Origin of the sequence: Escherichia sp. KTE52 (assembly GCF_000408325.1) — a bacterium.
In the GTDB taxonomy this organism is placed as follows: domain Bacteria; phylum Pseudomonadota; class Gammaproteobacteria; order Enterobacterales; family Enterobacteriaceae; genus Escherichia; species Escherichia marmotae.
Window position 1 is genome coordinate 16,623 of the sequence record NZ_KE138678.1, and the last position, 21,519, is coordinate 38,141.

General features: G+C 48.8%; 18 protein-coding genes and 5 pseudogenes. 8 read left to right on the forward strand and 15 right to left on the reverse strand.

The genetic code is table 11. The features are described from left to right. The coding region (locus A1SC_RS25645) for a hypothetical protein (RefSeq protein ID WP_222859132.1) at positions 1–205 on the reverse strand (205 nt) is incomplete at its 3' end. A 323-nt stretch (positions 206–528) separates the two neighbouring features. On the opposite strand from A1SC_RS25645, the pseudogene A1SC_RS22865 reads away from it, so the two are divergent. The 3 pseudogenes from A1SC_RS22865 to trbC all read left to right on the forward strand — a co-directional run bounded on the left by A1SC_RS22865 (position 529) and on the right by trbC (position 5,272). Next, a pseudogene (locus A1SC_RS22865) lies at positions 529–1,575 on the forward strand (integrase core domain-containing protein). A gap of 123 nt (positions 1,576–1,698) precedes the next feature. Further along, positions 1,699–2,988 (forward strand): annotated as a pseudogene (locus A1SC_RS12310) (DsbC family protein). After that, positions 2,981–5,272: pseudogene (gene trbC / locus A1SC_RS25815) on the forward strand (F-type conjugative transfer protein TrbC). Before A1SC_RS12310 ends, trbC begins: the two co-directional pseudogenes overlap by 8 nt. A gap of 141 nt (positions 5,273–5,413) precedes the next feature. On the opposite strand, the gene A1SC_RS12295 reads toward trbC, so the two are convergent. After that, positions 5,414–6,076 carry a helix-turn-helix transcriptional regulator gene (locus tag A1SC_RS12295; RefSeq protein ID WP_016262277.1) on the reverse strand — a complete coding sequence of 221 codons (663 nt, stop codon included), beginning with the start codon at positions 6,074–6,076 and terminating at the stop codon, positions 5,414–5,416. 185 nt (positions 6,077–6,261) lie between these two features. Between A1SC_RS12295 and A1SC_RS12290 the strand changes: the two genes are divergently transcribed. Genes A1SC_RS12290 through A1SC_RS12280 form a run of 3 tightly spaced genes read left to right on the forward strand, consistent with a single transcriptional unit; the run spans position 6,262 to position 8,868 of the window. After that, a complete protein-coding gene (locus A1SC_RS12290; RefSeq protein ID WP_016231888.1) occupies positions 6,262–7,221 on the forward strand; it encodes a sugar phosphate isomerase/epimerase family protein in 960 nt (319 codons plus the stop codon). A gap of 21 nt (positions 7,222–7,242) precedes the next feature. Beyond that, positions 7,243–7,620 carry a RidA family protein gene (locus A1SC_RS12285; RefSeq protein ID WP_016262278.1) on the forward strand — a complete coding sequence of 126 codons (378 nt, stop codon included), beginning with the start codon at positions 7,243–7,245 and terminating at the stop codon, positions 7,618–7,620. Between the two features lie 15 nt (positions 7,621–7,635). Further along, positions 7,636–8,868, forward strand: coding sequence for an MFS transporter (locus A1SC_RS12280; RefSeq protein ID WP_016262279.1), 1,233 nt, complete (start codon positions 7,636–7,638; stop codon positions 8,866–8,868). Positions 8,869–9,024: 156 nt separating this feature from the next. Here the strand turns inward: A1SC_RS12280 and nikB are convergent, their stop codons facing one another. Further along, positions 9,025–11,724, reverse strand: a complete 2,700-nt coding sequence (gene nikB, locus A1SC_RS12275; RefSeq protein ID WP_016262280.1) for an IncI1-type relaxase NikB — start codon at positions 11,722–11,724, stop codon at positions 9,025–9,027. Positions 11,725–11,734: 10 nt separating this feature from the next. After that, the gene (gene mobA / locus A1SC_RS0121720; protein ID WP_001281051.1) at positions 11,735–12,067 is read right to left on the reverse strand and encodes a plasmid mobilization protein MobA; all 333 of its coding nucleotides are present in this window, start codon (positions 12,065–12,067) and stop codon (positions 11,735–11,737) included. A 216-nt stretch (positions 12,068–12,283) separates the two neighbouring features. On the opposite strand from mobA, the pseudogene A1SC_RS0121725 reads away from it, so the two are divergent. Next, positions 12,284–12,416 (forward strand): annotated as a pseudogene (locus A1SC_RS0121725) (molybdopterin-guanine dinucleotide biosynthesis protein MobC); the annotation flags it as partial. An 85-nt stretch (positions 12,417–12,501) separates the two neighbouring features. Here A1SC_RS0121725 and A1SC_RS12270 read toward each other — a convergent pair. After that, positions 12,502–13,350, reverse strand: a complete 849-nt coding sequence (locus A1SC_RS12270) for a DUF4942 domain-containing protein (RefSeq protein ID WP_016262281.1) — start codon at positions 13,348–13,350, stop codon at positions 12,502–12,504. Positions 13,351–13,932: 582 nt separating this feature from the next. Here A1SC_RS12270 and A1SC_RS12265 point away from each other — a divergent pair. Beyond that, positions 13,933–14,184 (forward strand): hypothetical protein, encoded by a 252-nt coding sequence (locus tag A1SC_RS12265; RefSeq protein ID WP_016262282.1) that lies wholly within the window; start codon positions 13,933–13,935, stop codon positions 14,182–14,184. Positions 14,185–14,214: 30 nt separating this feature from the next. Here A1SC_RS12265 and A1SC_RS12260 read toward each other — a convergent pair whose 3' ends face one another. The 10 genes and pseudogenes from A1SC_RS12260 to A1SC_RS25825 all read right to left on the reverse strand — a co-directional run bounded on the left by A1SC_RS12260 (position 14,215) and on the right by A1SC_RS25825 (position 20,947). Beyond that, the gene (locus A1SC_RS12260; protein ID WP_077767223.1) at positions 14,215–14,448 is read right to left on the reverse strand and encodes a hypothetical protein; all 234 of its coding nucleotides are present in this window, start codon (positions 14,446–14,448) and stop codon (positions 14,215–14,217) included. After that, on the reverse strand, positions 14,448–15,338 hold the full coding sequence (locus A1SC_RS12255) for an Rpn family recombination-promoting nuclease/putative transposase (protein ID WP_016262284.1): 891 nt from the start codon (positions 15,336–15,338) through the stop codon (positions 14,448–14,450). Before A1SC_RS12255 ends, A1SC_RS12260 begins: the two co-directional genes overlap by 1 nt. A gap of 150 nt (positions 15,339–15,488) precedes the next feature. Then, positions 15,489–15,698, reverse strand: coding sequence for a hypothetical protein (locus A1SC_RS12250; protein ID WP_016262285.1), 210 nt, complete (start codon positions 15,696–15,698; stop codon positions 15,489–15,491). Continuing rightward, positions 15,699–16,382, reverse strand: a complete 684-nt coding sequence (locus tag A1SC_RS12245) for a DNA methylase (protein WP_016262286.1) — start codon at positions 16,380–16,382, stop codon at positions 15,699–15,701. A gap of 76 nt (positions 16,383–16,458) precedes the next feature. After that, positions 16,459–16,770, reverse strand: a pseudogene (locus A1SC_RS25450) (hypothetical protein). Further along, positions 16,767–17,669, reverse strand: a complete 903-nt coding sequence (locus A1SC_RS12240; RefSeq protein WP_077767226.1) for a DUF1281 domain-containing protein — start codon at positions 17,667–17,669, stop codon at positions 16,767–16,769. Before A1SC_RS12240 ends, A1SC_RS25450 begins: the two are co-directional and overlap by 4 nt. A 430-nt stretch (positions 17,670–18,099) precedes the next feature. After that, positions 18,100–19,071, reverse strand: a complete 972-nt coding sequence (locus A1SC_RS12235; protein ID WP_016262288.1) for a ParB/RepB/Spo0J family plasmid partition protein — start codon at positions 19,069–19,071, stop codon at positions 18,100–18,102. After that, positions 19,071–20,237 (reverse strand): plasmid-partitioning protein SopA, encoded by a 1,167-nt coding sequence (gene sopA, locus A1SC_RS12230; protein ID WP_001238646.1) that lies wholly within the window; start codon positions 20,235–20,237, stop codon positions 19,071–19,073. Before sopA ends, A1SC_RS12235 begins: the two co-directional genes overlap by 1 nt. Before the next feature lie 407 nt (positions 20,238–20,644). Further along, a complete protein-coding gene (locus A1SC_RS26225) occupies positions 20,645–20,746 on the reverse strand; it encodes a group II intron maturase-specific domain-containing protein (protein ID WP_353601959.1) in 102 nt (33 codons plus the stop codon). 18 nt (positions 20,747–20,764) lie between these two features. Next, positions 20,765–20,947, reverse strand: a complete 183-nt coding sequence (locus A1SC_RS25825) for a hypothetical protein (RefSeq protein ID WP_024214605.1) — start codon at positions 20,945–20,947, stop codon at positions 20,765–20,767. Positions 20,948–21,519: the final 572 nt, after the last annotated feature.

Here is a 21,519-nt window from a genome sequence, read left to right on the forward strand (position 1 = left end):
TACACACCAAGTCCGCGCTGCGAACGTCGAAGTTCCGGCCAATGTGCACTTCGTTTTGGTTCAAGGTCAGAATCTTGAGCGACACCCAAACGGTTGCATTGCCGAGGATCACAACTCGGCAATTCTTGCCCACGACGATCGAAGTCTTTTGGAACGCATGGGGACGATGGATCTCGAGCTCCGATGTTTCATCGGCGAACTCCACGGTAAGACCGGGGATGTCTTCAGGATTAGCGTTCGGGATAAGATTTCCAGCTTCGTCGTAATACTTAAATGAGAAGTTTCTACTAACACTAACGGTACGCTGGTCTGGTCTGGTCTGGTCTGGTCTGGCAGCATAAAACTATCCTCTCTCAGGAAAATAAATACGTTCATGAAAGTGACCGGCATTATCTTTTAATTGGAAAAAAATGAAAAGCCAAAATTGGTGATGCCTCCAATGAGTTGGATTAGATGTATAATACGAGCTTTGTGTAAGTTCACAGAGATATTGCAATTACCTCCGGATAAGTAAGGGGAGATTGCACTATGCAAATGCAGCATCTGATGGTTGGCTATCCTAAGTACTACCAAACGGCCGATTATGCGTTGAGGCTTTCAGTGATGGCTGATATAGCAACAATGAGAATGAAGGCTCTGCACTTCTGGGATAAACACGGTATTTCTGCGGCTTCTGAAGCCTTTGGCGTGTCCTGCCGCACGCTTTACTGGTAGCGTCAGTTACTGAACAAGGAAGGACCTGAGGGGCTAATCCCGCACAGTAAGGCACCTCTGGTGCGACGAAAAAAGCACTGGCATCCCGATGTGCTGAAAGAGATTCGACGCCTCAGGACAGAGCTGCCAAACCTCGGTAAAGAGCAGATTTTTGTTCGCCTGAAGCCCTGGTGCGAACAGCGCTATCTGGCCTGTCCTAGTGTTTCCACCATTGGCAGAATGATCGCTGCCGCACATGATAAAATGTGGATGATACCTGTGCGTCTGGGATCACGGGGGAAGGCACTGCTTGTCAAAAAGCGGTCTGCCAACCCCCGCAGGCCAAAGCACTACCGCCCGGTAAAGACAGGTGAGCTCATTGGGATGGACGCCATTGAGCTCAGAATGGGCGAACTGCGTCGCTATGTCATCACCATGATCGACGAATGCAGCAATTACGCGCTGGCGCTGGCTGTGCCGTCGCTCAACAGTGATATCGTCAATCATTTCTTCAGCCGCGCAGCCCGGCTGTTCCCGGTCGGTATCAGCCAGATAATCACAGATAACGGAAAAGAGTTCCTGGGAAACTTCGACAAAACGCTGCAGGAAGCCGCTATCAAACACCTCTGGACCTATCCCTACACGCCAAAAATGAACGCTATCTGTGAACGTTTTAACCGGACGTTAAGAGAGCAGTTTATTGAATTTAATGAGATTTTACTCTTTGAAGATCTGGCGCTATTTAATCAGAAGCTGGCGGAATATCTGGTGCTGTATAACAGCAAAAGGCCCCATAAGGCGCTCGCGCTAATGACACCCGTGGAATATATTTTAAGAGAGAACAAAAATTGCAATATGTGGTGGACCCATACACTATTCTAACGACTTTCGTATCTGCAACAATCCTTTTATCGCACGGCTAATTCCTTTGATTAGCTCTTATCGCCTGAAAATAAATTTTTAACCTTTCCGTTTGATTTAAATTCCAGAAATGGAGACTTTGTCATGTCTTACAATCGACAGCCTGTCGCAGAAGATCCTATGCAGATATGGGGCGCTGTTGGTACCCTTCTTACCCTACTGCTATTCGTCATATGGTTATTCTTGCCGGAAGTGGTTTATGCCAGCTGCCTAATACTTCATACCTTATGGGGATTGGTCGACTGGGGACCATTTCATAACTATGCAGCACCACGATACAACCTGCTTGCCATGACCGGTAACAACGCCGCCAACATAAGCTATAGCCAGTAGGTTAACGTCATGGAGCAGACCATAGGTATTCTGTGGATGTACCTCTTACCTGTGACACTCTGGTGTTTGTAGGAATGGTATCAACATCCGGGACAAAGCCATTTCACCCGCAGACCAGTAGATATTACCCGACTGCCACACATCTTTGAAACCGTCCTGATTGATAAACAGGAGCATAACGCTGACCAGATACTTACAGCTATTGATTCCTGCCTGCGCCTTGAATACCTGATGGAACGCCGCTTCAGCAGAACGCCTTTGTTCCGTGCAATAATCGCCAGCGTAGTGCTGTTCGTAATGGCAACGATTGCCTTCTCTCTGTTCCGCTATCTTGATCGTGTATTCTGGGATGATACAACGCCTGAAGCAGTACAGACGGCAGGTGAGCCACGACTGCTTCCCCCGCACCTGAATCACACCGTGTCATTAAATGAAGGCATTCAACTCCCGGTTCCCCCGAAAAAAAACGTCCAAGTACCGGAGAAAACAATCACAAGCAAAAATCCGGAAGCCGCAACTGCCCGACATAATCTGGCTACTGTTCTGAAGCGGAACGCCGATCGGGGAATGTTTACCATCAACCTGTCATCCGGTCATGAACGAACCCTGTACGCATTTCTCGATCCTGCCTGTCCTAACTGCAGACTTCTGGAGCCAGCCTTAAAACGCCTGGCCAGCGACTTCAATGTTGTTATCTACCCGGTTTCAGTTATTGGTGGAGAGGAATCCACCGACCGTGTGGCACCACTGCTGTGTGAAAAAGATGCTCAGAAACGTGCTGCCGGCTGGCACCGACTGTATTCCGCAGATAACAGAATGATGACGCCATCAGAAGAAACAACGCCTGCAGATGAAACATGCCTGAAAGCAGCCAGAGCTGCGATTGATGTTAACAATGTCGCCTTCCGTAAGTTCGGATTTGCCGGTACACCATGGGTGCTGTCCGACACGGGCTGGCATCTGCCTACTGGAATTCTGCAGGAAACTGGCACGCTTAATTTATTCCTGAAAACCACCGACAGCGAGTCTGGCCATGAGTGAACATCGCGTTAACCCCGAGCTTTTACACCGTACAGCCTAGGGAAATCCTGTCTGGAATGCACTCCAGAGTCTCAATATCTATGGCTTTTGCCTGGTGGCAAGTCTTGTGGCCAGTTTTATCTGGCCACTTGCATTACCGGCATGTCTGTTGTTCACACTGATAACGATGCTGGTATTTAGTCTGCAGCGATGGCGCTGCCCTCTTCGTATGCCCATGACGCTGGAATGTGCTGACCCGTCACAGGACAGAATGATTAAAAGAAGCCTTTTCAGCTTCTGGCCAACTCTGTTTCAGTATGAGGTAATCCTGGAGTCACCGGCCAGCGGCATATTTTATGTTGGTTATCAACGCGTCAGGGATATAGGTCGGGAGTTGTGGCTGAGTATGGACGATCTGACCCGCCATATAATGTTTTTCGCCACCACCGGTGGTGGTAAAACGGAAACCATCTTTGCCTGGGCGATTAACCCGCTTTGCTGGGCAAGAGGATTCACCCTTGTCGATGGCAAGGCACAGAATGATACGGCAAGAACGATCTGGTATCTGGCCAGACGCTTTGGCCGTGAAGACGATGTGGAAGTCATCAACTTCATGAACGGAGGAAAATCCCGCAGTGAAATCATTCTGAGTGGTGAAAAAACGCGTCCTCAGTCAAATACCTGGAATCCCTTCTGTTACAGCACTGAGGCATTCACAGCGGAGACAATGCAGTCAATGCTGCCCCAGAACGTCCAGGGGGGCGAGTGGCAGTCCCGGGCCATAGCCATGAACAAGGCACTGGTATTTGGTACTAAATTCTGGTGTGTGCGCGAAGGCAAAACAATGTCACTGCAGATGCTCCGAGAACATATGACTCTCGAAGGGATGGCCAAACTTTACTGTCGTGGCCTCGATGATCAGTGGCCGGAAGAAGCTATCGCACCATTACATAACTACCTTCAGGACGTTCCCGGTTTCGACCTGTCGCTGGTCAGGACACCATCAGCCTGGACGGAAGAACCCAGAAAACAGCATGCTTATCTCTCCGGGCAGTTTTCTGAAACTTTCAGCACATTCACGGAAGCATTCGGGGATATTTTTGCTGAAGATTCCGGTGATATCGATATCCGTGACAGCATTCACAGCGACAGGATTCTGATGGTAATGCTCCCCGCTCTGGATACATCAGCGCATACAACGTCTGCTCTGGGACGAATGTTTATCACCCAGAAAAGTATGATTCTCGCCCGTGATTTGGGCTACCGCCTCGAAGGAACTGATTCCGATGCACTGGAAGTCAAAAAATATAAGGGGCGTTTCCCTTATCTGTGTTTCCTTGATGAAGTGGGGGCATACTATACGGACCGTATTGCTGTGGAAGCCACTCAGGTGCGTTCACTGGATTTTGCTCTGATTTTGATGGCACAGGACCAGGAACGTATAGAAGGACAGACAACAGCCACGAATACGGCAACACTGATGCAGAACACGGGGACAAAATTTGCCGGCAGGATTGTCAGCGAGGGTAGTACGGCCAGAACGCTGAAAAGCGCCGCCGGTGAAGAAGCCAGAGCGAGAATGAACAACCTGCAGCGTCAGGACGGCATATTTGGTGAATCATGGATTGACAGCCCACAAATCAGCATCCTGATGGAAAGCAAGATAAATGTTCAGGAGTTGATTGAACTTCATCCTGGCGAGTTCTTTTCTATTTTCCGGGGAGAAACCGTACCATCAGCCTAATTCTTCATCCCTGACGATGAGAAAAGCTGCAGCAGCGATCCCGTTGTTATAAACAGGTATATCAGCGTGGATGCACCACGCCTGGACCGTCTCCGCCGTCTTGTTCCCCGTACTGCTCAACGTCGAATCCCGTCACAGGAAAATGTCAGTGCCATCATTGGCGTCCTGACTGCAAAACCCTCCAGAAAAAGACGAAAAATTCGCACAGAGCCGCACACGATCGTGGATACATTCCAGCAACGCATTGCAGGACGTCAGGCGGCTATAGCAATGCTGGAAGAGTACGACACGGATATCAACGCACGTGAAAGTGCCTTATGGGAAACAGCGGTGAATACGCTTAAAACGACCACACGGGAAGAGCGACGAATTCGCTATATCACGCTGAACAGACCAGAACTACCTGAAACAAAAGAGGAAAATCAGATATCAGTGAGAGCAGAAAGAGCAGGTATAAACCTGTTAACGCTTCCACAGGACAATAACCACCCGACAGGGCGTCCTGTAAACGGGTTTCATCATAAAAAAACCAACCGTCCGGACTGGGACGGAATGTACTGAACACAGGCCGTGCCGGATTCTGGCACGGCCTTTTTTATTCTGAAAACAACATAGTTAAAAAATAATATAATCATCATTAGACTATTACATCCCACACCAGAATTCATGTTATCTGTATTATAATTTCATAATGCAAAAATCTTAGTTCTCCTGCCCCCTGTTATTTAGAGTCCTGAGATGTTTATAAATAGTGTTAGCACTAATACCAAGAACCGACGAGGCAATTTTCGTTGTAACAGGGAACTTAAACAACCCAATAGAATTAAGCTCTTTTATTATTTCAAAATTCTTGTTTTTACTTGGTATATTCTTGTTGGAGTAAACCATATTTTTAACAGGTTCAAGGTGACTAAGCACAAGATTATTGATATCCTGAGTGAAATTTTCGTTTTTACAGTTTGACGATTTTGCAAAGTTTTCAATAAATGCATTAAGAGGCATATCCAGAGCGAAATTCATACATATCATTCCTACTGGTTCTTTGCTTTTATTCAGAATAAGTGATGACGACGATTTAAAAGGGCGAACGCCTTTATGGTTGAAATAGACGTCCCACATATTGTTTGTTGAGTTAAATTCTGCCAGTTTTTCCAGTGCTATATTTGTTACAGGTGCCCCCTTCTCTCTCCCCGTTACATGCCCGTTGACGATATGAATAACGGAATGATGCAGGTCCTCAAAACTGTGCAGGACGATCTCGCAATACTCTCCCAGGAACTGACCAAGACTGTCGATGAATGGAATATATGAAAGCAAAAGCTGCCTGTCATCATCTGTAAACTCATGATTAATAATAGGTTTCATATAATCACCTCATGAATAAAGTAAATCTGAATACTATACCAGATGCAGAGCAGAGTCCGCTAAAGAGCACTAAAATAACACTAAGTAGTAATTTTATTCACTTAGTAAGCAAATGTTCCACTAAGATCACATTTTACAAATGTGCAAAAAACTACAATCAGTCTCAAATGCTATGGAGGTTCGCCATGAAACTAGGCCTTGAAACTGAGTCATATCATCTGTTCTTTCAGCAGGGGGTGATGGATATTTTCGACTTCATTGCTAAAACCAGTGAACTGGGGCTGGATGGGGTTGAAATAAATATCATTCCGGATGTTGGTCTGCATCCGGAATTTGGTGTCCTGAACAGTATATCTCCCGAATATCTGTCAAAAGTCAGAAAAGCCATTGATTCTCATGGTCTTTATTGTGAGATAGATACCCGATTTACTACCTGTGAAGCTATCACCAGAGCAGTGGAAATTGCATCTGCACTTGGCGCAGACGTTATCCGGACTTATATGTTCAGGAGAGGGGAATATAACCCTCTGAAATATCCTGAAATAGTAGCACAGTTAAAATCACTGACATCCTTACTCAGTAGGAAGAAAATTAAACTGGCAATAGAAAATCATGAAGATGAAACTGCCGATGAGATAATCGAAGTTATCAAGTCTGTTAATTCTGAGTGGGTGGGAGCACACTGCGATATAGGTAATGGAATGATGGCATGGGAAGAACCAGTAGAAACAGTTCGTAAACTGGCTCCTTATGCTTACAGCACGCATTTCAAGGATCATATTGTCACACGCAACGGTGAAGACCTGGTTGTCTGTGGGGTTCCAGTCGGAGAAGGAAGCATTGATATTGATACCTGTTTCAAAACCCTGGTTAATGAGTCCTCTTTAACCAGAATAAACATCGAAACATGTTTTCCATATGCCTCACCTTTTGCCCGTCCCAAAGGTACTGGCGGCGTATATTCTCTGGAAGGGACATTCTCCGTAAAAGAAGCACCATTTGAACACCTGAAAATAAAGCCACTTGATTATTACTACCCTGCAAAAATATCTGACTCTGTATTACAGGAACTAATGGCAGCCCAGAATCGCTGTGTTGAGGTTTCTGTTCAGACTCTGAAGAATTTAAGAAAAAAACATTGTTAACAAATTAAAAAGGATACTTTTATGATCATTGATACTAAACATGCCCCCAAAGCTATCGGTCCCTATGTACAGGCAGTATCCGCTGGTAATTTATTGTTCATTTCCGGATGTTGCCCTTTCAAACCAGAAGACGGAACCGTAAATGGCGACACTATAGAAAAGCAGACCAGGCAAGCGATGGATAATCTGAAGGCAATTATTGAATCTGCAGAAATCGGAATGGATAACATCGTAAAAACGACCTGTTTTATCAGTAACATGGATAATTTTTCACAATTTAATCTTCTGTACAGTGAATATTTCTCATCAGATAAATACCCGGCCAGGTCCTGTGTTGAAGTAGCCCGATTACCGAAGGACGTGCTGATAGAAATTGAAGCCATTGCGGTTATCAAATAATGGGGGGATAACCAGATGAATAAATGGATGAAGCTATGCTTCCTTATTCTTGGTGGTGGGACAATTTTCAAGTTGTCCAGTATGAAGGACGTATTTTATGTTCCTATGCAGGCTGACTGGGGGTTGACTAATACACAGATTGGATTTGGATTTACAGTATATGCTGCTGTTCAGACTATCGGACTATTCAGTTCATTATATATAGCAGATCGTTTTTCCAAAAAAATACTTCTTCCCGCAGGTTTAATCGGCGTGGGTCTGTGTGGGGCTTATCTCACAACATTACCCCCCTTCTCTGGTTACCTTATAGCTTTTGGTGCTATGGCTTTCTTTGGCGAAGTAGTCTATTGGCCCGTACTACTTAAAGCTGTTCGCCTGCTGGGGAACAGGGATGAACAGGGACGTATGTTCGGCTTTCTGGAAGCTGGACGAGGAGTTGTGGATGTATTAATTGCGTCCGGCGCTTTATTCGTCTTTGTGCAGTTTGGTGAAGGAAAAGCCGGCATGCAGGCTGGTCTTGTCTATTACACATTAATCACTATTACTGTTGGAATTATCACCTACTTTATTGTGGATGCAGACGACAGGACCATTCCACAGGATGACGAAGATGTTAATAAACAGATATTCAAGGGGATAAAGAATGTCGTTAAATCACCGAATCTGTGGCTGGCCTCATTTTGTATATTCTTTGTGTACTCCGCATATTGTGGGCTCACATATTTCATACCATTCCTGAAAGATATCTATGCCCTTCCCGTTGCACTCGTGGGTGCTTACGGGATTATTAACCAGTACGGACTGAAAATGGTGGGCGGGCCAGTTGGCGGTTATCTCGCAGATAAAATTTCCCATTCTCCGGTCATCTATCTGAAATGGACTTTCCTTATTTCAGCAGTTGCTATGCTACTGTTCATTCAGCTACCACACGACTCAATGAATGTTTATCTTGGAATGACTGCAACTCTTGGGTTTGGTGCAATCATTTTTTCACAACGGGCAATTTTCTTTGCACCAATGGATGAAATCGGTACCCCCAGGGAATTTGCCGGTTCAGCAATGGCTTTTGGGTGCATTATTGGTTACATGCCTTCCATGTTTGCTTACACGCTTTATGGCTCGCTGTTAGATAATTTTTCTGGCATACAGGGCTATAACTATGTTTTTTCTGTAATGGTGGCATTTAGTCTGCTGGGATTCATTTGTGCGACTCTGCTTACCCGAAGGATGAAGTTGAGAAATGAGTAATAGCGTCAGTACATTGTCGATATTCTCCGTTTAACGAGGGGGTATTTATTCCAGTGTTTTTTCCATTGTGTTGCTGAACCAGAAGAGAAGCAAACTCCCGGAACAGAATAATACGCATATAGCAGTGGCCGTGCCGGATTCTGGCGCGGCTTTTTTTTAACCTGGAGAAGGCGGTTCCCAGCGTTTATCCTGCTCCGGCGGAGGCAATGATGCGTCATCGTTGCTGTTCGCCGCGATATAATCGCGGTAGTAGCGTTCACTTCCTTCACGGTGATGATCCACGTCCGGTCGCGTAATCCTGTAGTCTTCGTGACCGGTACGGCCTGTCACATTATGCCAGGCAACCATTTCAGCAAAGACCTGGTTAAATTGTTTGTCGTTTCCTTCTGGTTCAAAACCCATGCGTGGATCACGCCCGAATAATACCGGTGCAATCAAATCCAGTTTATCTGCCAGCGCATTGCGGTCATGGTGATTACGGAAAACAACCCTGTCACCATAATCCGTACAGACAAACTCTCCCGTCCGACGGTCACGGAAACGAACACTCCCGTTCTTCTGCAAACGGGCCTCGAGATCACCGGTATTACCGTATACCGGCGTTCCGCCCGGTTCACAAAGCACGACACAGCGGTCTGTCGTCGTTGTGCGTGACTTGTCTTTACGGCGATCGCGATAATCCCAGCCTCTCAACTGCGATACAGCAGCCCAGTCTCCCTGAGCAGCCTGAATTTCGACCCACTGGCGGTAAGAGGGTGGATACCACTTCCCGTCAGCAATAAGTTTCTGTCGCTCATCCCTGATGTCTTCTTTCAGCCTGATCAATGCCTGCATTCGCTGAACTTCTGCAATGTGATAATGCAGCTTACGTAATGCCGGATCATCGTACTGCGCACGAATGTGTGACTTCCGCAGACGGCATGCCTGATGAATTTCCCGACAACGTTCCCCATAACGCAGATCTGGTTTACGCCATTGTTCACGCCATGCCAGATAGCGGGCACGCAGGTCAGCACGGGCCTCAGCCCTGGCTTCACGTCGCTGCCGGCGCAGCATTGGGTCACGTTTACTGCTGACCCCGTACCTGTCACTGACAGCCAGCTCCGGGTTATAGCGACTTTCAGGTTGCACCCTGTCAAACAAATCTGCTGGGGCACTCACAAAAGGTCCGGCCTGTGGCTCCGCACGCCCCAGTGTCAGATCAGGATGAATGCTGCTGGCTTTCACCGGCGTTTGCTCATGATTAAAGGCATCAACGACAACAAGCCCGTGATGTTGTTTCTGTAGCATCAGTCCCTGTTGTGCAAACAGCTCATGACAACGCTGCCAGGTAAACTCACCCTGTATGATCATTTCTTCAATCTGAGGGCTACAATGGCTGATGCTGTATCCCCACAGACTTTCTTTGTCAGAAAACAGTTCGCGTTTGATAGCCCCCTGCGGCCCCGTGCCTGTACGCATACGGTGCCATTCTTTATCGGTCGCAGGACAGCTCTCCATACGACGACCACGGAAGCGTTCTGTTGGCGTAACCTGGCGGAAAATATCTGTTGGTACAGGCTGCCAGCCACCATCGAGTTGATTCACATTGTCGAGCGTCAGCAGTGACCATACGCTGTCAGCACGAACGGGAGTCTGGTTATGATCATAACCGTCACAGATAACCAGGTGAGCATGCTGAACACGCATCCATAATCCCGCTTCAGCCAGTGTGCGGTGAATAGCCTGGCAGTTTTCCAGCCGTCCTTCCCGTGCCATTTCCGGCAGACATTCTCCAAGATGACGACAGGCATACTGCTGCAGACTTTCTGTTTCAGCGATTTTTTCCGGGCGAACATCAGCTGCAATGAAGTCCGGATTATAGCGTCCTGGTGCTTCCACCTGGCTGAAAATGTCTTTTGGTACTGGCGTGTAGTCACCCATTTTTTTCATGAGTTTTTCTGCACACCAGGAGGGACCAAACGAGTCAAGCTGTACACCTTCCCTGTTGCGATCCCAGCCATCCATCACCAGAAATTTTCCGTCCATCTGAGACAGGTACAGACCATCTTCCGCAAGACGACGATGCAGGGATAACCAGTCATGTACAGGTTCACTGCGTAAACCAGCGACCGCTGTCTGCGCGACATACTCGCGAAAAGTTTGTTTTTTTCCGCGTGTCCATGCGTTCTGGCGATCACGTTCAACGGCAGTTTTGCGAACGATACGATTACCCGGTGCATGCACCCAGCAACCGTTATCCGGAGCAAAACCATGCTTCAGTTCAAGCTCACGGCAGGCACGACTGAGTTTTTCCTGACTCCAGGATAAACGGTTCAGATAACCCGTTTCAGGATGTACCCGGTTAACAGCCACATGGACGTGCAGATTATCTGTATCGGTATGCACGGCAGAGACATACTGATGGTTGGCAAGGCCGAGTGATTTCAGCGTATGACGTACACTGTCATAAATCTGTTCCGGACGCGGGCTTTCATGTGACTGCCAGGAAAGGATGTAGTGAAAAACAGGGTCAGTGTCATCTTTTGCATAGTGAGCCTGCCGGGCAATGTACTCCATATCTGCAGCGGCAGTTTCAAGAGATGTACAGTTGTGAAAGCAGGTGACACCATAAAAGTTGACCCATTCGCAGCCGTCCTTCATGACATCAACCAGCGCCACGAATGACTCATTTCGAAGACGTGTCGCATAATCAACAAGGCGACTGAAACGGCTTCGGTGTGGTTGTTCAGCCTGCGAAGAAGAAGATAAATCCAGTTCCTCATCGGTCATGTCATCCCGGACAGAGACGTAGGACACCAGGTCTTCGAACGAAGACTTGCCGTCCCTTCTCTTTTTCGGAATGACTGCATTCACCGGAGAATCCTCAACCTTCCATTAACTGTTTACGCAATGTATTTGTAAGTTCGGTTATGGCAACAAGCACTTCTGCGTACTCCTTGTCACCGGTTCTTTTTCCCTGAACAAACAGATGCTTCTGCATCCTTCCCAGTCTCATTAACTCCTTCAGAAAAGCATCATCTGTCCGGGAGTTAATTCGCTTATTCAGTGCTGCATTTCGGATGTAAGCAGATACAGTAAGTCCGGAATCTTCAGCATTCTTACAGATAGTTTCATCCTCATCCGGTGAGAACCGGACCGCTCTCAGGATCGTCTTTTGCCGTCTTTCACTACCACTTCTTTGACGTTTATCACTCACGGTCAGCTCCTTACTGGGGTGTCGGGGCGAAGCCCTGACCAGGAGGCAATTGTATAATCGCGCATGCGCGGTTATACAATTGCACATCCTGTCCTGTTTTCAGGGTATTATAGCCTGTTATTTTTGTGCATCATAGTCTTATGCCGACGGCAGAGGCAGGGTGCAGTCCTGCCAGGAGTCAGTTTTTGATGATAAAATCAGACTTCAACATGAAACGGAGAGAAAGCACTTCGTGACATTATTCGGGAAGCAGAATCGAAAAAAATCATCCCGCCGTTCTTCCTCTAAAACAGCACCTAAAAAGACAGATTCAGATAAGAAAGATGGCATCGATATGAACAACAATTGATGTGACAATGTCACATCGTGTTCTGAGATTATGATGATTACAGAAAAAAAAGCCCCGGCATAAATACCAGGGCTTTTCTGTTTAATCAGACTCGTGGCGGCAATGTACCAGGATAATGTCGGGCAATAATATCATTCAGTTTTTCAACAAGGTCCGGACGCTTAAAGACAATGTGTACGGTCCCTTTCTGGTAGCCACGCACCGTAAAATATTCCCCTTCTAACAGCTTACCAACATTGTCGCCGTTCCCGAGAAATTCACCATACTGTGCCCCAATGCTGTTCCGGAAGTCAGGAACGTTGCGCCCTTCCAGCAGATAAAATGGACGTACCAGGTCATCCAGTGCCTCCCGTCCGCTGCAGTCCAGTGTCACATGACCGTTACTCCAGCGGTACAGCAGGTTTTCAATAATGATTTTCTTATCCAGACGGCAGGGATTATTGGTTCTGTAATCCCATGACAATTTCCGCCAGACATCAGTCAGTCCCTGTTCAAATGTCTGCATTTTGCTGGCATTCAGATGGCGGAATGTTGCCAGCACATTGTCCAGGGTGATTTCAGGACAGGTGTCGCTCATCAGCTGGCTGTTCCACTCATCACGCTGGCATGAACTCATGAATGTGTACATGCCCGTATCCGTCATCAGGCGATCCCAGATTTTCCGGTCGGCAAGACGGGTGATATTCTTTTTTGCTTCTTCCGGTTTATCCATGCATCGAACGGAGTCAGTCACGCACTCTTCAAACCCGTAGAGAAAAATGTCACCTGACGCATAGAGCAGAATCCTGCGCGCTGTCGCCAGGCATTCCATCGCCTGCATGAACAGTGCAATACCTTCGTTACGCTGCGCGATGATGCGGTCGATAGCCACAGACGGAATAACATCTGTCGTGCCGGCAGTATTCAGGTCAGCAGTGGGTAAAGTCTGATTCATCACATTGCCTCCTCATCGTCACGACTGCCGGGTCAGCCAGGTCATTTCCTGGAGGAGCGAAGCTCCTTCTGCCGTCCGGGTCTTCGGGGATTTCCCCGCAGTGGACCTTTCCGACGGGGGACGCTCACCACGTCACGAGGCAGTTGTCCGGGGGCAGACGCAAAAGTTTTTGACGCCTGCGGCAAAAAGTTTTGCGTCTGGTATATCTCTCCCCTGGACGACTGAAACGGGATGTGGTCGTGTATGTCCCCCCCCCCGGAAAGTCCGTCTGCGGAGAACAAGCCGCAGTGCGGCGGCAGACAGGCAGAGACAGCTGCGCCATCAGGCGCAGTGGCCTTACACACCGTAAGATGTGCAGGGAGCGCCGCATCCGGCGCGACCGGAGAAAACCGACGGCACAGCAATGGCATGTGGAGGTCACTGGTACACCACTCCCGTCCAGGTGAAAACAGAGAAAACAACACGACATCTACAATCAAAAAAATGAAATTTCTTCACTTTTTCACATTTATTTTTCGCGCTGATTTGGTGATTATGATGATAAAATAAAGTGAAGTTTTTTCACTTTTTCAAAGGTATTTTATGACCGGCTGGGAACTGCGAATCAGGCGAAAAAGCATGCTCTGGTCACGCGAAAAAGCGGCCAGAGAATTTGGCGTGACGCAGAGAACATGGCACGCCAGGGAAAATGCGGAACAGGTGGACGTCACCGTCTGGAGGACCACCCAGGCACTTTCAGTCCGTGACCTGCTGCCTCACATGCAGGGGATGCGCAAGGCAGATATCATCAGGCGACTGGAAAATGAACCGGGAGAAACGGCAGGGAATGTGTGAGCGTGATTCACAGCCTGGCAGAATGCCAGGCTACTGCTCATCAGGAAACAGTTTTTCCAGTTCTTCACCGGAAAGTCCGGTTGCCTCCTGAATCCGTTCCGGCGGCCAGCCCATATCCCGAAGCCAGCAGGCTATTTTCCGCGCCACTTCAAGAGCTCCTTTTTCAAAACCTTTCTGTATAAGACGTTCTGCAAGCGTCATGCTGTTTGCTCTGCTCCTGCTGGCAAAAAAGCCCGGGATTTTGCCGGGCTTTGTGGTTCTCATCAGTGAGTGATTTTCTTCAGTTCGTCATCGGAAAGTCCGGTAGCCTGCTTAATCTGCTCCGGCGTCATCCCCATTTTCTGAAGCTGGCACGCAATAGCCAGGGCTTTTTCAAGCGCTCCTTCCTGGCGACCTTTTTGCTCAAGACGTTCAGCGATAGTCATCAGTTTATCCTCATGCTGCGGCAGACGCTCAGCCAGCGCCCGCATAAATTCCGGTGATACAGTGTCCCCTGCGTTAACGATATAATGAATCAGAACACGCACCTGCTCATCTGAAATTTCCACCATGACCTGCGGGAGTTTGTCCAGCAGCTCCATCATGTCACGATGGCGGATATGCTTCATCAGCAACGTCAGTGCGGCCATCCGGCGATGATTCATGATTTCATCGTCATCAACGACAGTGATATCAACCAGCGGAAACGGCTTTGTGTATATTTTAGCCGCAAGCGCCGGATTCTCAAAACAGTCCAGCCAGTTCATGCTGTACGGGTACGGGCTGCGCTCACCATGATAGAACAGCACCGGAATCACCAGTGGCAATGTTTTGTGCTGCTCCAGATGTCTCTGCATCGCCGCCACACTGTAACGTAACATGCGGAAAGGCATGTACAGATTTTCGGTGCTCTGGTGCTCGATGAGCGTATAAACATAGCCGTCTTCACCCCCGGTGGTTTTCACACTCCAGAGGATATCGCTGGCGTACTGATGCAGGTCCGGCTCAACAAAGGTGGCGGGTTCCAGCTTCAGCGTGGACAGGTCGCACAACTGCCGGTACTCCGCCGGAAGATGCAGTTCCAGAAAATCTCTGGCGACGTCGGGATTCGCCAGGAACGACCGGAACGCGGCATCATGCGGCGTGGGCGTTGTGGTGTTTTTCTTCTTACTCACGGTTCCTCCTGGTGAGATGTCTGAACGTATCCTGCCGCCTGCACAGGCAGACGGCAAAGGTTAATCAGTGGCAGACCCGTTCAATTTCAAGCGCGCGGAGCAGGTGGCCCCATTCGCTGACTTTCATGGCGGGGATACGTACCATAAGCGCTAACTTAAGGGTTGTGGTATTACGCCTGATGCCTCCATCAGGAGGCGGTTTGCGCGAAACAACGTCTGACGCACCAGACGTTCCGGCAGGGTGTCAGCATTAAAGCTGTACCGCCGCTCCATCTCATTCATGGTTGTACGCAGGTCGCACATAGCATTGGCCACCTCCGCCACTTCGGCGCGAAGTTTTTCGTGTCCGGCATAGTTCATTTACGCAGCCTCCGGCATAAACCAGTCATCATTCGCGGCCCCCTGCTGCATGGCCCGTTGTACGGCAGCCAGTCGTTGCTGTCCGGCACGGTGATACTGCTCAAGCAGCTCGATACCGATATACCGGCGTCCGGACTGGAGGGCGGCAACGCAGGTTGAGCCGCTGCCTGCAAACGGGGCCAGCACAATTGCGTTCGGGTGTGTGAAGCTCTCAATCAGCGGTTGCAGGCTGGTAACGGGCTTTTCCGTCGGGTGATGGCGATTGCCCGAATATTTCCAGCCCAGCACGTCCGGCAGAGGGTTTTGTGGCAGACGTGGACGGCCTTTTGCCAGGATGTAGGCGCATTCGTGGCGATAGCCCACATATGCGGCCTTCGATGTGTAGTTTTTGGTGAAGACCAGGTGACCAACAACGCTGAATCCCGCATTTTTCCAGGCGGCCATAAAGCGATCGACGCGGTTCCAGCCATAGAAGCTCACCATTAACGCGTCTTTTTTCAGCACGCGGTACATTTTATTACAGGCCGGTTGCAGCCATTCATCGGTTTTATCGCCAGCAATGGTACGCCCCTGACAGTCACGAAAACCGACGAGGTACGGCGGGTCAGTCAGTATGAAATCAATGGCGTTATCAGGAATACGGGCCATAACATCGATGCAGTTACCGAGGACAAAACGGGACATAACAACACTCCTTCTCTTACAGAAGGCTCCGAGAGGGCCCCCCTGTGGTGCCCGTTCCCCGCTGCCTGTGGGCTGTTCACCGCGTCCGGTAACGGGTCAGGCCGACCGTGGAATACCGCAGCCGTCGTCTTTTTGACGGCAAGGCTATGCCGCGAAAGCGGCTTGAAGGGCGTTAATCAGAAAAGGGCGACGGGCTGGCGAACACTGTCACCGACGCCAGCCGGGAGCGGTAAAAGCGCCCGTCCCGTGCGCGCCGGACGCGGGACACTGACCACAGGCAGCGTTTATGCCGCGCCGCGTCAGCCGGCGCAGTAAAAAGAGGAGCACGGCGACATCCTTTGTCGGAAAAGAAACGGGCGGTTGCCCGCCCGTCTCCGTCATACTTCATCCGCCATAATGCGCCACATTGTCGACTATCCACGCAGGTCCGGTGACTTCCGGCAGCTCATCGTCATCTGTCGGGGAAGACCATTCCAGTTCCCCCCACAGCACATCGACGAGCTCTCCACGCTCATACAACTGCCAGCCACAGAAATCACAGCCCTGTTCGGCATACCAGTGCTTCAGCGTGCAGCTGAAACGGCGGCTTAATTCTGCAACAACGGCATTCTCCGGCTGACACCACGGCGTATCAAAATCCACCTGAATGAAGTTTTCTCCCTGACTGCTGATATTCAGTCCATACCCCACAGGCCACTTCACGCCATACTGTTCCGTATACCAGTGATATGCAGAAGGAACATCGTTCAGTACACCGCCATTGAAGCCGTTCACTTCAACATCCAGGCGGGTGGGCAGAACCATCCGCAGGTCAAACGGCATGGTTTTTTCCGGCAGTACGTTGTCACACAGACGGTTCCACCACGTCGATACTTCCTCGTTACTCCAGAAATCACACCAGTCACCTCTTTTTGGGGTGAAAAGAGCGGTAATGTTTTCCCTGTCATTATCCGGTAATCCTTCCCAGCGACGCTGGCCAGTACCGCTCTGTAACCAGAGTTCATGCAGCATCAGGCAGTTTTGTTCATCCAGTAGCACACCGTTCTGCAGGTGCGTCAGCCAGCGGGTGAACGCGATATTCTCCGGCGATACAACGCCACGTCCGGCAGCCGTCAGTCCGGGGCATGGTTCAAACCGCACATCTTCAGTGGTCTGCAGAAATCCGGCACTTCCGGCCAGAAACATCTGAATACCTTCATTTGTGGCGCGGCGATAAAGCGGCGTGACGGCACCGCTGGCCAGTCGTTTAATCGCAGCAATCTGTGCCGGTTCGGCAGAAAAATACATACGGTTGGCGCACCAGTTTTGCATGGGAATTCTCCTCTCACATGCGACCTGGGTAACTAGGTATTTTGTCCACAGAACTGTGCGCAAAATGCTATGGATAAGCAGGACACAGTAGCCATACAGCCGCACACCGAGACTACTCCGTTCTACGGGCTGAAACGATATGTCAATAGTTGTTCTTGACAGGCATTAATGGAATTGTAGTCTCACGCTGATAATCTGATCGACAATACAAGTGGGACCGTGGTCCCAGACTGATTATCAGTCCGACAATACGTGTGGGACCGTGGTCCCAGACTGGTTATCAGACCGACGATACGAGTGCGACCGTGCTCCCAGATATAATATTCAGACCAGTTAGTTATGTTTTCTAGCCTGTGCTAAAGAAAATAAAGTAAAAACAGACACATGTAGACTAAAACGTGCCGCATCAAAGTGCCGTTTTTTCAAGTTCCTTAAGAATGGCTTCAATTTTCTCTATACAGTCAGTTGGAACACGAGATCTATCTAGGTTTAGCACCATTTTATCGCCCTTGTACAACACTGTCGCTCCAGGAGCAAACTGATGTCGTGAGCTTAAGCTAGTTCTTGAGGCAGATGACGTTTTAAGCACAGACGTTAAAAGAGTGATGACTTCTTCAGCTTCAAATATCACTCCAGCTTTTTTCTGCTCGTGAAGGTTAGATGCCTGCTGCTTAAGTAATTCTTCTTTATCTATAAAAGCTCTTTGAAGGGCATCACCTGACCGGGCAGATAGTTCACCGGGATGAGAAAAAAGAGCAACAACTGATTTAGGCAGTTTAGCAGTGTTGATACAGCGGGTAATAATCTTACGTGAAATATTTTCTGCATCAGCCAGCGCAGAAATATTTCCAGCAAATTCATTCTGCAATCGGCTTGCATAACGCTGACCACGTTCATAAGCACTTGTTGGGCGATAATCGTTACCCAATCTGGACAATGCAGCCATCTGCTCATCATCCAGCTCGCCAACCAGAACTCGATAATCACTTTCTGTAAGTGCAGCAGCTTTACGACGGCGGCTCCCATCGGCAATTTCTATGACCCCAGACACTCTTCGACCAAATGCTGGTGTCTGCTGACCTGTCAGTAGAAAAGAAGGGATAAGATCATCCAAGGCGTCTTCGGTAAGCAGTTCCTGGTCACGTTCATTACCTGACCATACCCGAGAGGTCTTCTCAACACTATCTCCCCGGAGCACCTCAAGGGTAAATTTCACGTCCCGACCACATACAGGCAAAGTAATAGCATTGCCACGAGCCATAGCTCCTACGCGCGCAATTAACGAATCCACCATCGGTGCAGCTGGTGCCGATGACGAAGTATCCTCAACCGGTTGAATCTTAAGCGTATGTTTTGGAATTACAGGCGCACGCTTCATTATCTAATCTCCCAGCGTGGTTTAATCAAACGATCGAAAATTTCATTGCAAACAGGTTCCCAGATAGAAAGGGCATTTCTCCAGGCACCTGTTGAAGAGCGTTGATCAATAGCCTGTTCAAAAACAGTTCTCATCCGGATCTGACCTTTACCAACTTCATCCGTTTCGCGTACAACATTTTTTAGAACCATGCTTCCCCAGGCGTCCCGAATTTGCTCCTCCATCCACGGGGACTGAGAACCATTACTATTACTGTATTTGGTAAGCAAAATACGTACATCAGGCTCGAACCCTTTAAGATCTACGTTCTTGAGCAAATCACGAAGCATATCGAAAAACTGCAGAGCGGAAGTGTAGTCGAACAACTCAGCAGGCGTGGGGACAATCAACACATCAGCAGCACATACGACATTAATCGTACCGATACCCAGGTTAGGCGCGCTGTCAATAACAATGACATCATAGTCATGAGCGACGGTTTCAATGGCCAGCCGGAGCATCAGGTGTGGATCGGTGGGCAATTTACCTTCATCAAATTTGCCCATTAACTCAGTTTCAATGCGGTGCAGAGCTAAACAAGAAGGAATAATGTCAAGCCCAGGCCAGCAAGTCGGCTTTATTGCATAAGTGACATCGTCCTTTTCCCCAAGATAGAAGGGAAGGAGAGTATCCTCTGCATGAATATGAAGATCTGGCACCCAGCCGTGATACATCGATGCTGTTCCCTGGGGGTCGTTACCTTCCACGAGCAGAACACGTAGTCCCTTCAGAGCCAGATCCTGAGCAAGATGAACAGAAACAGAGGTTTTGTAAACGCCCCCTTTATGAGCAGCAACTCCGATCACCGGTGGAAATACGTCTTCAGCACGTCTCAGTCGCGTACCAAACACGTCACGCATATGATTAATTTGTTCAATTGTATAACCAACACGTTGCTCAACCCGTCCTCGTATTTCCATATCCGGATGCGGTAGCCGGCCTGCTTTCTCAGCATCCCTAATAGCCTGAGAAGAAACCCCAACTAAATCCGCTGCTTCACCTATTCTCCAGCGTCGGGTGATTTTCCTCGCTTCCGGACTGTCATCATTAAACTGTGCAATGGCGATAGCCTTCGTCATTTCATGACCAGCGTTTATGCACTGGTTAAGTGTTTCCATGAGTCTCATTCTGAACATCCCTTAATCATCACTTTGCAAGTTTTTATTAAATCTTGCATTTTATTGCAAAGCAACAAAAAAAATGCAAAGACATCAAAAAACCGCAAAGTTGTTTAAAATGAGAGCAACAAAACAAAAAATATAAGAAGAACACACCTTATCGATCGGCATAGGGGGCAGCACAAGGCTGCCCCCTGCCACACCACCCGGCATGCAGGTTCGCACCGGGCGGTTCGAGAAGTTGAGGTTATGCGAGTCTAGAGAAGCCTAAAGCATCAAAGTAGTCGACTGTAAGTATACGGTTCAGCCCAGCTTCGCTGTGTCTCCACCAGTGCCCCGCGCCTGCGGAGGCGATTATAGACAGTTGTTCCCGTGCGGCAGCGCTTAAGCTGGATAGACCGGAGTCGGTGACGTATCTACGAATCCAGATCTTTGAATATCTTCGGGGTTTGTGCCAGTCGAAAGTAGGACTTCCAGCCTCGAAGGTATATCCGCATCTGTCCGGCAATCTGGGTCATGCCCTAGCCTCCAACGCATCAGGTGATGAGCCGGATACGCCGTGTGAACGTATCGAGCGCCTTCGGAGCAACAGCAATCTTGACGGTGTTTCCTGACCAGCGCCGAAGGCAATAGCCGAGAAACTTACGCCCGAATACCAGACCTACTTCGGTTTTCTTCTCGTTCATGCGCAGGTGCAACTGCTCATACATCTTGCGCATCCAACGCAGTACTCGTTCGCCCGCCTTCTGACTGCGAACGTACACGTTGCAGTCGTCGGCGTTGTCAACACCACGATGTTTGACCGTCTTATATCACTGGCGCTGACAACACGACAGAGTTATCAGGCATGGTGTCAATCTGTTCACAACTTTTCCATTGAAGCAGCCCACCACCGGTGATAACCAGACTTTGCCTGTAGTTTGTATACACAATCCCTAGCATTGAAACAAACATATGAAGTGTACTTCGGATATGACCGTACGTTCAGGAAGTATGGCAGATTGAATCGAAAATTACCTGTAAATACAGACATCAGAAAAAACAGTGCTCGCCGCAGACCGGTGACCGGGCAAAGCCCGCGAACCGGCGAGGAAGCGCAATGTATCTGTAGTCACAGTGAGCAGGTACGCTCTAACGGTTGTGTATACTGTCTTCCTGTAATGATTTATCCACATATCCAGAGCCCCGATCCAGTAAACAGATCCATGAATGATCAATATAGGATCCATTAAAAGATCCTCACATCGCTGCAAGCCTTGTCACTTATGGGCCGGGACCACGTTCACATAAG